This window comes from Corynebacterium sp. LaCa_70 (assembly GCF_058182015.1).
In genome coordinates, this window is record NZ_CP190914.1 from 183,199 (window position 1) to 198,830 (window position 15,632).

A 15,632-nucleotide genomic window follows, 5' to 3' on the forward strand; every position below is an offset into this window, starting at 1 on the left:
TTATGCGCCTAGCGGCTGTGGCTAAGGGGCTGCTGTCGGGTCTGACCACTGCCGTAGTTGCCGGCCAGCGTTGATTCCGAGCATCGATAGATAAAACAATCCAAGATGCAAGGCTGTGCGCTTGTTACCGTCACCAAAGTGGTGCCCTTGTGCGATATTCACGATTAGTGCGGCCGCGCGTTCAAATGGTGAGTCGTAAGCAGCTTGGCCGAAGAATACCTGCAAGGGGGCATAAATTGCGGACCGAAGGCCTTCGAGACGGACCGAAAAACCTGAGTATTCTTGGAGGCCAGCACGACTGTGAGATGCTCGCATTCCGCAACGTTTGTTGAGCGCGCAAGCTACCTCCACCAGTTTTTCTGCGAGCGCTTCCTCTGCTGATTGGTCGCGGCAATCGGTCATATCGATTTTTTGCTGCACAGACTAGCGGGTAGCGAGTAAATCAAACACTGGGTCCCATTCTTTTTCTAGCGCAATAGCCTGAGAGATCATGTCGTCAGTAGTTGTATCCGGGGATATCTGGTTTATTGCTGGAGCAGAGGGGCGTGGGGTCTCAGCATGTAATAGCTCGCTGAATTCGTCACGAATATTCGCCAGACTAAGCACGTTTGTTCCTGGGGTATCTGGTGCTAGCCCGGAACGAGTCGCCTGCCAAGCTGCGCCGTGGCTCAACTCTGATAAGTCGGTGGATTTCTGGTTGCCGTAAAACTCCACGATGCGCCCGACGACGGCAGCTTCGTATGCAGAAAGGCACGCCGATTCCCCGCCCGGAACCTCAGCTACCGTGTAACCCTTGGCCACTTCCTCGGTGTGGTGACGCAGCTTCTGAGAGACAGGGCCATGGCGCCAGCCTTCGAATTCATCGGAAAACAGGGGGCTTGCCAGTCCATGCCAAATGCCAGCCTTGGGAGAAATAGCACAGCTTATATAGCTTCATCTTGTCGACGCTAGGAAGCAGTTCGGTGATGTATTGACCTACATCGAGGATTGTCGCCATCGCCGCCTCCTTGTCTACCGTTCATGCGGCTTCTGTGCCTTATGAACCTTCCACGCGTTCCGCGCCTTCTGAACCTTCTGTGGTTGTTGGCTCTTGTGCCCTCGCGTGTCGTTTCGGCATGGGCGTTGCGGAACCACTACTAACCATTGCTAACCGTTGCTTAGGTCAAACGCTAGCAAAGATCCAGAATGGGAGTGCTGGAATGTGCTTAATGTCGAAAATTCATTCGTTTAACTTTCATGGTCGTCTAATGGTCATTATGGAGCAATGCGGAAAATAAGTAGCGTAGGACGGGTAAAATAAGTAGCGTAAGTCGCGGAAAATTCGACCGATAGAATGCGGAAAATAAGTAGGATTAAGTAATGGATTATTTATTTCGAGCGATTGACCAGCAATTAGATACCTTATTGCGATTTGCGTCGGCGGTGGCGATTGATGGCCCGAAGGGTGTGGGGAAAACGGAGACTGCACGTCGTCGTGCAGAAACAGAAATTCGATTAGATACGACGACTGGCCGCGAGCGCCTCAGAGCAGATCCAAGGTTCCACTCATTCGAGGAAGGCACGATTTTGCTTGATGAATGGCAAAAGCATCCCGAAAGCTGGGATTATGTTCGCCGCGCAGTCGATGATGGGGCTGGGTCCGGAAGGTTTTTATTGACGGGGTCGGCGACGTCCCAAGTAGGAGTTGATACGCACAGCGGGGCAGGGCGGATTCTGAGCGTACGCATGCGCCCGCTTGCACTCTTCGAACGGGAGGGAATAAACCCTTCTGTGAAATTATCCGAACTCTTCGAATCTCGCGCGAAAATATCGGGAAAAAGTACGCTTTCGCTGAACGATTACATCGAACACATCGCCTGCAGCGGGTTTCCCGGAATTTATCGTGCGCCAGAAATCGTGCGTAATGAATACTTGGATTCTTATATTGAGCGAATTGTTGACCGCGATCTTCCCGATCAAGGTTATACAGCGCGAAACCGCGATGGTTTGTTGCGGTGGTTGACGGCGTATGCCGCTGCGAGTTCTACTACCACTGGGTATTCAGAAATTCTCGATGCAGCTACGCCGGGTGAAGGGAAGAAACCGGCTAAGTCCACGACCATGACTTACCGGGAAAAGCTCTCGGAGATCTGGATGCTTGATCCAGTCAAAGCCTGGTCGCCGCAGCGTGGGGCTTTTGCAGGATTGGCACGAGCGCCAAAACATCAGCTTGCAGACCCAGCCTTGGCGATGCGGTTGTTGCGGATACCGCGCGCGAAGCTGAATACTTCGCGGTTTGCGCATTTCTTGGGGCCTTTGTTTGAATCCTTGGCCACGTTATCCGTTCGGGTTGCTGCCGAATCGCTATTTGGAAGCATTGCGCACTGTCGTACGGCAAAAGGTGATCACGAAGTAGACCTGATCGTGCAAAACCAGGATGGTGATGTCATCGCCATTGAGGTGAAACTAGCTGCGCATATCAATGACGATGATGTGGAGCACCTGCACTGGCTCAAGGAGAAACTAGGTGAAGACCTGGTGGATATGGTCGTAGTAAACACCGGTGAGCATGCTTATCGACGTGACGATGGGGTCGCTGTCATCCCATTAGATCTGTTTGGTGCATAAAAATCCTCGCTAGCCTCAGTACGGGCCGCAGCACCGGCCTCAGCACGGGCCTCAGCACGGGCCGCAGCCGGTGCGGCGGCATCGTAGTTCCGAGCGTCATCATCCAGCGCCTCGTCATCCTGCGTGTCGTCATTCAGCAGGTCGTTGACACCGCTTTCGGCGGCATCCCACACGTCCATGTCTTGGATGCCGGCGCGCTTGGCGACGACCGTCGCAGCCAGGATCTGACCGGTGACGTTCAGCGCGGTACGGCCCATGTCGACGATCGGTTCGACGGCCAGCAGCAAGCCCACGCCAGCCAGTGGCAGACCCAGCGTCGACAAGGTCAGCGTCAGCATGACGGTGGCGCCGGTAGTGCCTGCGGTGGCGGCAGAACCAATGACGGAAACGAAGATGATCAACAGGTACTGGGTGAAGTCCAGGTCAATGCCGTAGAACTGGGCGACGAAGATCGCGGCGACGGCTGGGTAGACCGAGGCGCAGCCGTCCATCTTGGTGGTCGCACCCAGCGGAATAGCGAAGGAGGCGTACTCGCGGGGAACGCCGATGGCGCGTTCGCTGAAACGCTGCGTTGCTGGCATAACGCCCATCGACGAGCGGGTGACAAAGCCCAGGGAAATAACTGGCCAGATGCGCTTGTAAAAACCAAAGACCGGGATGTTGTGTGCCTTCATGACGGCCGGGTAGACCACCAGGAAAACCAGGGCCAGGCCGATGTAGACTGCGAGCACGAATTTGCCGAGCGAGCCCATTGCGTCCCAGCCGTAGGTGGCGACAGCTTTACCAATCAGCGCGGCGGTGCCGATGGGCGCCAGGCGGATGATCCACCACAGCACGACCTGGATGACCTTCAAGAAGGATTCGGTAAACCGCAGGAATGGGTCCGCGGCCTTGCCTGCTTTCACCGCGGCGATGCCGATGGCCAGGGAAATGACCAGCAGCTGCAGGGCTCCGAAGCTCAGTGAAACTTCGCCGTCGCTGACCGACGCGTTCAGCCCGAAGAAGTTCTGCGGCAGCAGTTGCTCGAAAAATGCAGTCCACGAACCCATGCTGGATGGGTCTTGGGCCTGCGAGGCATCCACGCTGGTCCCGACGCCCGGCTTCAGTGCCAGGGCAACGACGATGCCGACGATAACGGAGAAAAACGCGGTGATCGCGAACCACAGCAGCGTGGAAAACGCCAGGGACGCAGCGTTGGTGACCTTGCGCAGGTTCGCTACGGAGGTGACCACTGCGGCGAAGATCAGCGGTGGCACCATGACTTTCAGCAGCTGCACGTACGCGCTGCCGACGTTGCTAAGAATGCTGGTCAGCCAGCCCGGGTTTTCCGGGTCGGTGTCCATGGAGGAGGCAACTAATCCTAAGATCACGCCGATGATCAAACCGGCGATTACTTGTGCGCCGAAGCCAGTGGCCCAGCTGGGGAGCTTGTGCTTGGTTTCTGCGTGCTCGGGCGCGCTTGTCGACGCCTGCGCGGAGTTTTTGTGTGCCATAAGTGTTCCTTATCGCGTGAGTTTAGGGGGCTAATTTCGTTCATTGTGAACAGATCGGTCTATCTTTGGTGAACCATTCTGTTCAACAGTGTTTCCTTGACTGTACTCCCCCTAGTTTTCGGGGCGCAACACCACGCGAAAATATATTCTTATATAAAACCGTGTTTTTGTGCTATGCATCGCACCGCACGGTGTGCTGTGTCATCCTGCCGATACCTAGCCTTGCCTTGCTGGATTTTTATTCGGCTCCGGAATACATTAAAAACATGTCTCGTTTTAGCCCCCTCAACTGGCCTGTTGTGCGCCAGATCCGCGGCGGAGACCCTTTCGGTAGGGACGTCAACACGCAGTCGCAAAAAAGCAAAGACAAGCGTGGCCGCATCGAGGAGGCAGGCCGGGTGGTGCAGTCCGTCTGCCCGTATTGCGCGGTGGGGTGCTCGCAGCGCATATACGTCAAAGACGATCGTGTTATCCAGGTGGAAGGCGACCCAGACTCGCCGATTTCCCGTGGCCGGTTGTGCCCGAAAGGCTCGGCTTCTGAGCAGCTGATTAACTCTGCGTCGCGGTTAACCACGATCAAATACCGCGCGCCTTATTCCACCGAATGGCAGGAATTGGACGAGGACACCGCGATGGACATGATCGCGGACCGCTACCTAGCGGCCCGCCGTAACGGCTGGCAGGATATCGACGACGAAGGTCGCCGGCTCAACCGCACCATGGGCATCGCCGGGCTGGGCGGTGCGACGCTGGATAATGAAGAAAATTACCTGATCAAAAAGCTCTTTACCGCCACGGGCGCGATCCAGGTAGAAAACCAGGCGCGCATATGACACTCCGCCACAGTTCCTAGTTTAGGAACTTCCTTTGGCCGCGGCGGTGCCACGCAACCGCTGCAGGATATGGCGAACGCCGACTGCATTGTCATCGAGGGTTCGAACATGGCGGAATGCCACCCGGTGGGTTTCCAGTGGGTAGTAGAAGCGAAAAAGCGGGGTGCTCGCATCATCCACGTCGACCCGCGCTACACGCGTACCTCGGCGTTTGCGAACCGCCACATCGGTATTCGCGGCGGCACTGACGTTGTGCTCTTGGGTGCATTGATCAAGTACATGCTGGACAATGACCTGTACTTCCACGATTACGTGGTGGCATATACCAATGCGCCGATGTTGGTCTCGGAAGGCTACCAGGATACGGAGGATCTCGACGGACTGTTTTCTGGTTTCGACCCAGAAACCGGGAAATACCTCACCGATACGTGGCAGTACGAGCAGAAGGGCGACGGCTCGTCCTGGAACGTGGAACGCGACGACACCCTGCAGCATCCGCGCAGCGTGTTCCAGATTCTGAAACGCCACTTCGCGCGCTACACTCCGGAGCTGGTGGAAGAAACCTGCGGCATCTCGCAGGAAGATTTCTACTACCTGGCTAATTCGATCGCGGATAACTCCAAGCCGGATCGCACTACGTGTTTTGCCTACGCGTTGGGCTTTACCCAGCACACGCTGGGCGCACAGTTTATCCGCACGGCCGCGATTTTGCAGTTGCTGATGGGCAACGTGGGCCGCCCGGGCTCCGGCATCATGGCGTTGCGCGGGCACGCCTCGATCCAGGGTTCGACGGACATCCCGACGCTGTTCCATTCCCTGCCGGGCTACTTGCCGATGCCCAGCGTCGACAAGCAAAGCTGGCAGGAATACTGCGACGAGATTCGTGACCAGTCGCAGAAGGGCTTCTGGCAGCTCGGCGAAAGCTATGCGGTTTCATTGATGAAGTCCTACTGGGGCGATGCGGCGACGGCGGAGAATAACTGGGGCTATGATCTGATGCCGCGGATTTCCGGTGCGCATTCCACCTACCAGACGCTGGAGGCGATGCTGGAAGGTGCTGTGGAAGGCTACTTGGTCTTTGGGCAGAACCCGGCGGTGGCGCAATCCAACGGTGGTATGCAACGCCGTGGTTTGGCTGCGCTGAAGTGGCTGGTCGTGCGCGATTTCCAAGAGATTGAGACGGCGTCGTTCTGGAAGGATTCGCCAGAGATCAAAACTGGCGAGCTGAAAACCGAGGAGATCGGCACAGAGGTCTTCTTGCTGCCTGCGGCCACGCACGCGGAAAAGGCCGGTACGTTTACGCAAACCCAGCGCATGCTGCAGTGGCGCTTTAAGGCCGCACCGTCGCCGGGCGATGCCAAGAGCGATCTGTGGTTCTTCTACCAGTTGGGCAAGAAGATCAAGCAGCGCCTGGCGGATTCGACGGACCCGCGGGATCTGCCGGTGCAGAAACTCACCTGGGATTATGTGGAAACCGAAGAAGGTGAGCCGAACCCGGAGGACGTGCTCAAAGAGATCAACGGCTACTACCTGGATGGGCCGAACAAGGGCGAGTTGCTGCCGAGCTTCGTGGAGATGAAAGCCGACGGCACCACCTCGGGCGGCTGCTGGATTTATACCGGCGTGTACAAAGACGGCATCAACCATTCGCAAAAGAAGGTTCCGGGCCGCGAGCAAAACGAGGTCGCGCTGGATTGGGGCTGGGTCTGGCCTGCCAACCGCCGCATCTTGTACAACCGTGCCTCGGCGCGCCCGGATGGAACCCCGTGGTCAGAGCGCAAGAAGTACGTGTGGTGGGACAAGGACGCTGGCAAGTGGGTCGGCGACGACGTGCCGGATTTCCCCGTGGACAAATCCCCGGATTACAAGGCGCCTGCCGACGCCGTGGGCCCGGATGCACTGGATGGCACCGACGCCTTCATCATGCAGTCCGACGGGCGCGGTTGGTTGTTCGCGCCTAGTGGTCTGTCTGATGGGCCCTTGCCGACGCACTACGAACCGCACGAATCGCCGGTGGGGAATGTCCTCTACACCCAGCAACAATCGCCGACGCGCATGCCGATCAAACGGGAAGATAACCTCTCGCGTCCGGAGCCGGGCAAGCCAGGCTCTGAGGTCTTCCCATTCGTCTTCTCCACGTACCGGTTGACGGAGATGTACACCTCGGGTGCGATGACGCGGCGCCTGCCGTATCTCGCGGAGCTGCAACCTGGTTTGTTCTGTGAAGTGGATAAGGACTTAGCCGCCAAGCGCGGGCTGGAAAACGGCGAGTGGGCGACGATTGTGTCTCCGCGTGGCGTGATTGAGGCGCAGGTGCTGGTCACTGACCGCATGCAGATGCTGCAGATCAACGGCGAGGAATTTCACCAGATTGGCTTGCCGTTCCACTACGGTGATTCTGATACCACGGAAGTCGCTGGTGACGGCGCTAATGACCTGCTGGGGCTGACGCTGGAGCCGAACGTGTTCATCCAGAACTCGAAGATCGGTGCCTGCGATATTCAGCCAGGACGACGCCCCCGCGGGCAGGCGCGCCGGGATCTGCTGGCGGAATATCAGCGGCGTGCGCAGTTGACCGTGGACAGCGGCAACGAGTTGCTCACCGGCGAGGACGGCGGTGTCTCCGATGCTGCTTCGGAGCAACAACGCTTGGATGCCGTCGGCAAGAACTGCCCCGATGAGAGCGAAGAAGGGAAGTAAAAGCATGCTGCTGACCGAAAACGCCTCCGCACACGGCGCCACACACGGCTATGACAATTACCAGCGCATGGCGTTTTTCACGGATACGTCGGTGTGCATTGGCTGCAAGGCCTGCGAGGTCGCCTGCAAAGAATGGAACCGCAACCCCGTGGAAGGCTACGAGGTGACCGGCGATTCGTACGACAATACCGGCGCGTTGGGGGCGAATACCTGGCGGCACGTGGCGTTTGTGGAGCAGAACAACGACCGCATTGAGCAGTCCCGTGCGGAGGGCAAGAAGCTGATTTCGTTGGGCATGCCGACGATCGGTGGGCAGGATGGGAACGCTGGCCAGGCTGGCTCGAGCGCGGGTGCCGGAACCGGCAGCCCAGCTGGCGTTGCAGCAGAGACCACCCCGCCGGATACGGATTCTTTCCGCTGGTTGATGTCATCGGATGTGTGCAAGCACTGCACCAACGCCGGCTGCCTGGACGTGTGCCCGACTGGCGCGCTGTTTCGCACGGAATACGGCACCGTCGTTGTGCAAGATGATGTGTGCAACGGCTGCGGCACCTGCGTGGCCGGGTGCCCGTTCGGTGTCATTGAGCGTCGTGACGACGGCGGGGTGACGCTGAAGCAGGACAAAACCGCCACCGTGGAGCATCACGACAACTCGCACGCCGGGGTGAACGTGCTGGCGAAGCTGAAACAACGCGGCCTGCAAGGGCCGAACAAGATCGACCACACCCCGGGCAAATCCATGCCGATTAAAAATATTGGCGTCGCCCAGAAATGCACCATGTGCTACGACCGGCTGAAAGTCGGCGAGCAGCCCGCGTGTTCGAAGACCTGCCCGACGGATTCCATCCAGTTCGGTACCTATGAGGAGATGCTGGCCGCAGCGAAACAGCGCGTGCGCGTGTTGCATGAGCAAGGCCTGACCGAGGCCCGCCTGTACGGTGCGAACAACCAGGACGGCGTGGGCGGCACTGGTTCGATTTTCTTGCTGCTGGATTCGCCCGAGGTCTATGGTTTGCCGCCGGACCCGCGCGTGCCGACGGCCGATTTGCCGCAGATGTATAAAACCGCCGCGAAAGCCATCGGCGGCATGGCGTTGGCCGTGGCTGGTGCGTTCGTGCTGGGAGGTCGGAAGTGAGCAACTTCGATGAATACCGCCCACCGCAGGGCGAGCGCCCCAATCGCTACCGCAAGTTCGACGGGAAAAAGCCGAAGAAGAAACGCAAGCGGCCTGGTGCTGGTGCGCAGGATGGTTCCAAAGAAGAGCGGATGGCAGAAGACTTCGAGTTTTCTTCCTACTACGGCAAACCCGTCGTCAAGGCTCCGCCGTGGGAATGGCCAATTGGTGTCTATTTGTTCCTCGGCGGCATCAGTGGCGGCTCCGGCATGTTGGCCGCAGGCGCGCAGGCCACGGGCAATAAGCCGTTGCTGCGCACAACTCGCTTGACGACGCTTGGTGCTGCCTCGCTCGGTTCCGTGTTTTTGATTTTGGATTTGGGCAGGCCGGAGCGCGCGTTGAATATGTTCCGCGTGTTTAAGGTGACCTCGCCGATGTCGATCGGTTCCTGGATTTTGATGAGCTTTGCCAGTGCCTCGGCGATTCCGGCGCTGGTGGAAGTCGATGAGATGGCGGGTCGTTCTGGTCTGCCGTTGCCGAAGTTCGCGCGCACTGTGCTGCGGAAACTCGCCGGGCCCGCTGGGGCGGCCACGGGTGTTTTGGGCGGCCCGCTGGCTGGTTATACGGCGGTGCTGTTGTCGAATACCTCAAACCCGGTGTGGAACGACATGAAAAACCACCTGCCGTACGTGTTTGTGTCTTCGGCTTCGGCCGCGGCATCTGGGTGTGCGCTGGTGACCACGCCGGTAGCCAGCGCGGGTCCGGCCCGCGCGTTAGCCATGGGGGCGGCTGTGAGTGATCTGGTGGCCACAAAGGTGCTGGAAAACGGCATGGAGCCGGAGCCGCGCGAGGCCTTGCACCACGGCAAGTCGGGAAAACTGATGAAGGCCTCGGAATACCTCATTGCCGCTGGTGGTGTGGGGGCTGCGGTGTCAGCGGTGACGAAATCCCGTGCGGTCTCGGTGCTTTCGGGCTTGTCGCTGTTGGCCGGTTCTGCCTGCACGCGCTTCGGGGTGTTGGATGCCGGGCTGGAGGCAGTGAAAGATCCGGCCACCACCATTGGTCCGCAGAAGCGGCGTGCGCAGCGCCGCCGTGAGCAGCAGGGATTAGCCGGGGATGTGGTGACGCCGGATTAGCGCACCGAGATATATGCGGTGTTGTCGTCTCGTTCCACGCTGCGTTCCACGGTGCGGCCGATAACCGGGTAACCAGGCACTTCGCCGATTACCAGCAAACCGCCGGAGGTTTGGGCGTCGGCAAGGAAGATCAAGTCTTCTTCCGAAATCGCCTCCGATTCCACCGACAAGTGCGGGCGCACCCAATCCAGGTTGCGGCGCGAACCACCGGGGATGAAGCCGTCGGCAAGAGCTTCCTTGGCGCCGTCGATGGCGGGTACTGCGGAAAAGTCCAGCTCAGCGGCCACCCCGGAGGCCCGGCACATCTTGTACAAGTGGCCCAGCAAACCGAAGCCGGTGACATCGGTGGCCGCCCGCGCGCCACTGGCCAGCGCGGCCTGCGACGCTTCCCGGTTGAGGGCGGTCATGGAAGCAACAGCCGCTTGGGACACCTCCCCGGTGGCTTTGTGCTTGTTATTGAGAATGCCCACGCCAATCGGCTTGGTCAGCGTGATGGGTAGACCCGGCTGGGCGGCGTCGTTGCGCATGAGCTTGTCCGGGGCGACGATGCCGGTGGCCGCCATGCCGTACATCGGTTCCGGAGCGGTGATCGAGTGCCCACCGGTGACAGAAATTCCTGCTTGGGTGGCCACGTCCATCCCGCCGCGCAGGACTTCGCGCAGAACATCCAGGCCGAGTACGTCGTTGGGCCAGCCCACGAGGTTGATCGCGGTCACCGGGGTGCCGCCCATGGCGTAGACGTCGGAAAGCGCATTGGCGGCGGCCACCCGGCCCCAGTCATAGGGGTCGTTGAGCATGGGGGTGAAAAAGTCCGCGGTGGAGATCACCGCCAGCCCGTCTTGGATTTTCACGGCTGCGGCATCGTCGCCGTCGTCCAGCCCGACCAGTACGTTGGGGTCGGCTGTGCCGATGAGCCCTTCGACGGCTGATTCCAACTCGCCGGCCGGGATCTTGCAGGCGCAGCCACCGCCGGCGGCAAACGAGGTGAGGTTGATGGGTGCGGCATTGGTTGTTGCAGTGTTGGCGGATTCGGTTGCTTCGCTCATAGGCCCATGCTACGTGGGGTTTTATTGGCCTGTACCATGACGCGGTGGAGGCGTATGCGTTCCTGGTGGGCGCCCCGGTCTTCAAAACCGGTGAGGCCGAGCATCTCGGTCTGGCAGGTTCGATTCCTGTCCGTCTCCGCCACTAGTTTTGCCCCAACACTAGTTTTGCCACAGCGCAGGCAAGTTTCCCGCCCCGCAAGGAGGTCGCCACGGTGCCTGATCCTTTAACGCCTGATCCTTTAACTCCTGACACCGATCCCCGCCGGAATATCCCGAAGATGGACCAACTGTTGCAGCTTCCCGCCGTCGAACACGCGCGGCAGCGCCTGGCGGAACACACCATCCGCGCGACCATAAAAAACATTCTTGCCGACGCCCGCCGCGGGGCCATCACCGTCGAGTCCATCGAAGAGCGCATCACCGAAAACCTCCGCGCGCAGCAACCGTTTTCCCTGCACCCGGTCATTAATGCCACCGGGGTGATCATTCACACGAACCTGGGCCGCGCCCCGCTGCCACCGGCTGCTGTGGCGGCGCTGCAGGCTGCGGCATCGTATACGGATGTGGAAATGGACCTGGCCAGCGGTAAGCGTTCCACCAACCGTGGGGCGGGTGCCACGCAGGCGTTGCTGGATGCGTGCCCGGCGGCGGAGGACGCGCTGATCGTGAACAACGGGGCTTCCGCGTTGTTGCTGGCCACGGCCGCGCTAGCGCCAAACCAGGAAGTGATTATCTCCCGCGGCGAGCTGATTGAGATTGGCGCCGGGTTCCGTCTGCCAGAGCTCATCGAATCCACCGCGACGCGCCTGCGCGAGATCGGCGCGACCAACCGCACGCACCTGGCGGATTATGCCAACGCCATCACCGCGGATACCGGCGCGATTCTGAAAGTGCACCCGTCGAATTTCCGCATGGAAGGCTTTACGGCGGCAGTGGGCGTCGGCACGCTACGGGAGCTCACGCGCGCGCACGGCAAGTATTTGCTCGTGGACCTCGGTTCGGGCCTGCTCACGCATGATCCCGCGTTGCCGGAGGAACCAGATATTCATAGCCAGCTGGCTGCCGGGGCGGATGTAGTGATTGCTAGTGGCGATAAGCTGCTCGGCGGCCCGCAGGCGGGCATTGTGCTGGGGCGTGCCGAGGCGATTGCGAAAATGAAAAAGCATCCGCTGGCGCGGGCGGTGCGCATTGATAAGTTGCGGCTGAATGCTCTGCACGCAGCGGTGGCGACGCCGTCGAATGCCGTGCAGGATGCGTTGCATATCGACCCGCAGCGTTATCGCGAGCGCACACAGGCGCTTGCCGACGCCGTCGATGGCCGCGTGCGCACCCATGATGGGCGTGTCGGCGGTGGGGGAGCCCCGGAGTATCCGCTGCCTGGTGTGGCGGTTGCTCTGCCGGAGTCGTTGGCTGCACCATTGCGGCAGGCCAGCCCGCCGGTGATTGCGCGCGTGCATGATGGCCAGTGCCTGGTGGATGTGCGTTGCGTGCCGGAAAATCAGGACGAGCTGCTGGCCCAGACCATCCGGGGCGTCCAGGCTCAGCAGGCGAACCCGGCCAATCGGCCCACCCAGACCAATCCAGCCAACCCGGCCAAGCAACCCCCGCAACCCCAGGAGGCGAATTAAATGCACGTGGTGGCCACTGCCGGTCACGTTGACCACGGGAAATCCGCACTCGTTCGGGCGCTGACGGATATGGACCCGGACCGCTGGGCGGAAGAAAAGCGCCGCGGGCTGACCATCGACCTGGGGTTTGTCTGGACTACGTTGCCGTCGGGCGCGGATGTGGCGTTCGTGGATGTGCCGGGGCACGAGAAGTTTTTGGGCAATATGCTCGCCGGTGTGGGCCCGGCGCCGGTGGTCATTTTCGTGGTCGCTGCCGATGAGGGCTGGCAGGCGCAGTCGACGGATCACCGCGATGCGCTGCGCGCCTTGGACATCCAGTATGGGTTGATCGCTGTGACTCGCGCTGATCGTGCAGGTGCCGCCCGTCGCGCCGAGGTCACCGCCCAGGTGCGCCATGAGCTAGCTGGCACCGCGCTTGCCGACGCACCCCTGGTTGAGGTTTCTGCCCATACCGGCGAGGGCATTGCGCAGATGCGGCAGGTGCTGGATCAGGTGCTTGCTCGGGTGCCTGCCCCGGACCCGCAGGCGCGTGTGCGCGTGTGGATCGATCGCGCGTTTTCCGTGAAAGGTGCTGGCACCGTGGTCACGGGCACGTTGGCGGCGGGCACGCTGCGGGTGGGCGATAAGTTGCAGCTGGCCAGCCCGGAAGGGACCCGCGAGGTAGAGGTCCGCGGCCTGCACAGCGAAAATACGGCCCACCAGGTGCTGGAGCCGACTTCGCGGGTGGCGGTGAATCTGCGCGGGATCAGTGCCGATGCCATCCACCGCGGCCACAGCCTGCTGAGCCCGGGTGCGTGGGAGCTGGTGGAACAGATCGATGTGCGCCGCACCTTTGGCCAGGATTTTTATGAGTTGCCGCAGAATATCGTCGTTCACATTGGCACCGCTGGGCTGGAGGCGCACGTGCGGCCGTTGTCCGCGGATTATGCGCGCTTGAGTTTGGCGTACCCGTTGCCGCTGCAGTTGTTGGATCGCTTCGTGGTGCGCAGCCCGGGCGGGCGGCATGTGAGTGCCGGGGTGCAGGTTATTGATGTGTACCCGCCGGAGCTGAACCGTCGTGGCGCGGCGCGTCGGCGTGCAGAGGAATTGGAACTGCTTGCCGACGGCAACAGCGCTGGTCGCGACCGCAATGACCGCAGCCCCAGCGATGCCACCACTACTGCCGCGGCCAGCACTCCCGCGGCCAGCCCGAGTCCGTTCACCGATCCCACCGGGTACATCCAGCGCGTCGGTTACGTGCCCGTCGACAAGCTGCAGCGCGCCGGGTTTGCCGTGGATGATCCGGCCGCCCCGCCGCAGGGCATTATCGTTTTCCGTGAGTGGTGGATTGCCGCCCGGGAGATCACGCGCTGGAAGAATCAGCTGCTGGTCGCGCTGGAAAAGCATGCGCAGGATAATCCGCTGGCGGCCGGTATGCCGCGCAAGGCTGCGATGGATGCGCTGGAGTTGCAGGAGGATCCCCTGTTGGGCATCGCGGTGGCTGCAGCCAAGGTGGAACAGGCCGATGGTGTGGTGCGCCTGCCTGGGCACAAGGTGGATTTGGGTGAGGCCGAGGCGTCTGTTGCCAAACTGGAGGCCTGGCTTGCCGACGACCCGTTTGCCGCCCCGGAGGCGGATGAGCTGCAGGAACTCCGGTTGGGTGCCAAGCAGTTGGCGGCGGCGGAAAATGCTGGGCGATTGTTGCGGCTTGGCCAGGGGATCATTGTGCTGCCGAGTGCGCCGCAGCAAGCGAAACAGCGTATTGCGCAGTTGGAACAACCGTTTACGTTGTCGGCTGCTCGGAAAGCGTTGGGCACTACGCGCCGGGTGGCCATCCCGCTGCTGGAGTACCTCGATGAGCAGGGGATTACCCGCCGCCTAGATGGGGGTTTGCGGGAGCTGCGGTAGTGTGTGGTCGATCTACTGTAAAGCTACTCTAAAGTTACGGGGTTGGTATGTCCGAATATGTGCACCAGGATAATCGCGGGGATTGTTACCAGCGTATGGGTGATTCCACCCTGAAGTTGTCGTTTGCTCAGAGGCAAGAACTTGAATGGGATCGGGGAGCGTCACGGTTTGAGTCGACGTCAGTACCTGGTGGGGGAAGTTTCGAGGAGGTTTTGGATCCGGAAAAGGTAGAAGAATTCCGGGCGTTGCTTACATCATCAACCCCGCAATTAGCGTTGCAAGCACGGGATTTATTGACTCGAAAGGGGGAGGTCACAGTTGCGGCAGCGCTATTGTTTGCGCAGCGACCTCAGGTTTTTTATCCCAATGCGCATGTAAGAATTCTGCGCTATGACGATAATGATCGTGGTGCCGGGCGTCGGCAAAATCTTGTACATGGGGGAGATATACGCGCTGAAGGCTCGATCCCTGAGCAGCTTTCGGCAGCGATAGAAGCTATTGAGCAGCTCATGCCTAAGCGGCAGGCGTTGGGGGATGCCGGGCGGTTTGTGCCTCATGCAATTGTTCCGAAGGACGCATGGCTTGAAGGCTTGGTAAATGCGTTGGTTCACCGTTCGTACAGCATGGGCGGCGACCATATTCGGGTAGAAATCTTTCCTAACCGTATAGAGATTACTAATCCTGGCAGGTTTTTGGGACTGAATCGGATTGATAACCCGGAGCAGATCAGCCGGAACGCGCGTAACCCTCGCATTGCAAGGGTATGTGCGGATCTCGGGATTACTCAGGAATTAGGTGAAGGTATTCGACGTATATTCCAGGAGATGCGCACATCGGGCCTAGTGGATCCAGTGTATGAGCAGGTCAACGAGTCAGTAAAACTGACTTTGCATGCGAGCAATGCTATTCCAGCGGATTTAACCCGAGATTTGGGGCGGGCAGCATTGGAAATTCTCAAGGTGCTCCGGCAGTCCCAAAAACAATTAGGGACTGGGGAAATCACCGAGTTAGTAAGCCTTGCGCGTCCTACTGTGCTGCGCCATTTGAAAGAGTTGCATTCGCGTGGCTTGGTTGTGTGGCATAAACAGAGCCCGAATGATCCCCGTGCTACGTGGTCACTCGAATAACCGATGGAGAAGCTTGACCTGGTGCTGTCGGCGAAGCGCGGCCTACTGTAAAGCTACTCTA

The 15,632-nt window shown here is 60.0% G+C and carries 11 protein-coding genes and 1 tRNA gene; 8 read left to right on the forward strand and 4 right to left on the reverse strand.

Annotation, left to right across the window (positions count from 1 at the left end; genetic code table 11):
* Positions 1-21: 21 nt before the first annotated feature.
* Both ACP8MI_RS00835 and ACP8MI_RS00840 read right to left on the reverse strand, forming a co-directional pair.
* The gene (locus tag ACP8MI_RS00835; RefSeq protein WP_126843947.1) at positions 22-402 is read right to left on the reverse strand and encodes a Fic family protein; all 381 of its coding nucleotides are present in this window, start codon (positions 400-402) and stop codon (positions 22-24) included.
* A gap of 21 nt (positions 403-423) precedes the next feature.
* Positions 424-927: a Panacea domain-containing protein gene (locus ACP8MI_RS00840; protein WP_337891685.1), complete on the reverse strand. Its 504-nt coding sequence runs from the start codon at positions 925-927 to the stop codon at positions 424-426.
* A gap of 432 nt (positions 928-1,359) precedes the next feature.
* On the opposite strand from ACP8MI_RS00840, the gene ACP8MI_RS00845 reads away from it, so the two are divergent.
* Positions 1,360-2,607, forward strand: coding sequence for an ATP-binding protein (locus ACP8MI_RS00845; RefSeq protein WP_284589390.1), 1,248 nt, complete (start codon positions 1,360-1,362; stop codon positions 2,605-2,607).
* Here the strand turns inward: ACP8MI_RS00845 and ACP8MI_RS00850 are convergent.
* Positions 2,553-4,100 (reverse strand): dicarboxylate/amino acid:cation symporter, encoded by a 1,548-nt coding sequence (locus ACP8MI_RS00850; RefSeq protein ID WP_284589391.1) that lies wholly within the window; start codon positions 4,098-4,100, stop codon positions 2,553-2,555. The genes ACP8MI_RS00845 and ACP8MI_RS00850 overlap by 55 nt on opposite strands.
* A 266-nt stretch (positions 4,101-4,366) precedes the next feature.
* Here ACP8MI_RS00850 and fdnG point away from each other — a divergent pair, with 266 nt between their 5' ends.
* Genes fdnG through nrfD form a run of 3 tightly spaced genes read left to right on the forward strand, consistent with a single transcriptional unit; the run spans position 4,367 to position 9,883 of the window.
* Positions 4,367-7,633: a formate dehydrogenase-N subunit alpha gene (fdnG, locus tag ACP8MI_RS00855; protein WP_284589392.1), complete on the forward strand. Its 3,267-nt coding sequence runs from the start codon at positions 4,367-4,369 to the stop codon at positions 7,631-7,633.
* Between the two features lie 4 nt (positions 7,634-7,637).
* Positions 7,638-8,768, forward strand: coding sequence for a 4Fe-4S dicluster domain-containing protein (locus ACP8MI_RS00860; RefSeq protein ID WP_284589393.1), 1,131 nt, complete (start codon positions 7,638-7,640; stop codon positions 8,766-8,768).
* Entirely contained in the window at positions 8,765-9,883 is a 1,119-nt protein-coding gene (gene nrfD, locus ACP8MI_RS00865) for an NrfD/PsrC family molybdoenzyme membrane anchor subunit (RefSeq protein WP_018120198.1), read from the forward strand. Before ACP8MI_RS00860 ends, nrfD begins: the two co-directional genes overlap by 4 nt.
* On the opposite strand, the gene selD is transcribed toward nrfD, so the two are convergent.
* Entirely contained in the window at positions 9,880-10,929 is a 1,050-nt protein-coding gene (selD, locus tag ACP8MI_RS00870) for a selenide, water dikinase SelD (RefSeq protein WP_018120197.1), read from the reverse strand. The two genes, nrfD and selD, sit on opposite strands and share 4 nt — an antisense overlap.
* A gap of 46 nt (positions 10,930-10,975) precedes the next feature.
* Here selD and ACP8MI_RS00875 point away from each other — a divergent pair.
* The 4 genes from ACP8MI_RS00875 to ACP8MI_RS00890 all read left to right on the forward strand — a co-directional run bounded on the left by ACP8MI_RS00875 (position 10,976) and on the right by ACP8MI_RS00890 (position 15,571).
* Positions 10,976-11,071, forward strand: a tRNA-Sec gene (locus ACP8MI_RS00875).
* Positions 11,072-11,141: 70 nt separating this feature from the next.
* Positions 11,142-12,557: an L-seryl-tRNA(Sec) selenium transferase gene (gene selA, locus ACP8MI_RS00880; RefSeq protein WP_259816285.1), complete on the forward strand. Its 1,416-nt coding sequence runs from the start codon at positions 11,142-11,144 to the stop codon at positions 12,555-12,557.
* Positions 12,558-14,444, forward strand: a complete 1,887-nt coding sequence (gene selB / locus ACP8MI_RS00885; RefSeq protein ID WP_018120195.1) for a selenocysteine-specific translation elongation factor — start codon at positions 12,558-12,560, stop codon at positions 14,442-14,444.
* 95 nt (positions 14,445-14,539) lie between these two features.
* Complete coding sequence (locus tag ACP8MI_RS00890; RefSeq protein WP_284796198.1) at positions 14,540-15,571, forward strand: ATP-binding protein; 1,032 nt, start codon at positions 14,540-14,542, stop codon at positions 15,569-15,571.
* The last annotated feature ends 61 nt before the right edge of the window (positions 15,572-15,632 follow it).

Coding starts and splice junctions, on each gene's coding strand:
- ACP8MI_RS00835 (WP_126843947.1), bottom strand. CDS start 402: ATGACCGATTGCCGCGACCAATCAGCAGAGGAAGCGCTCGCAGAAAAA.
- selD (WP_018120197.1), bottom strand. CDS start 10,929: ATGAGCGAAGCAACCGAATCCGCCAACACTGCAACAACCAATGCCGCA.
- ACP8MI_RS00845 (WP_284589390.1), top strand. CDS start 1,360: ATGGATTATTTATTTCGAGCGATTGACCAGCAATTAGATACCTTATTG.
- ACP8MI_RS00860 (WP_284589393.1), top strand. CDS start 7,638: ATGCTGCTGACCGAAAACGCCTCCGCACACGGCGCCACACACGGCTAT.
- ACP8MI_RS00850 (WP_284589391.1), bottom strand. CDS start 4,100: ATGGCACACAAAAACTCCGCGCAGGCGTCGACAAGCGCGCCCGAGCAC.
- selB (WP_018120195.1), top strand. CDS start 12,558: ATGCACGTGGTGGCCACTGCCGGTCACGTTGACCACGGGAAATCCGCA.
- ACP8MI_RS00890 (WP_284796198.1), top strand. CDS start 14,540: ATGGGTGATTCCACCCTGAAGTTGTCGTTTGCTCAGAGGCAAGAACTT.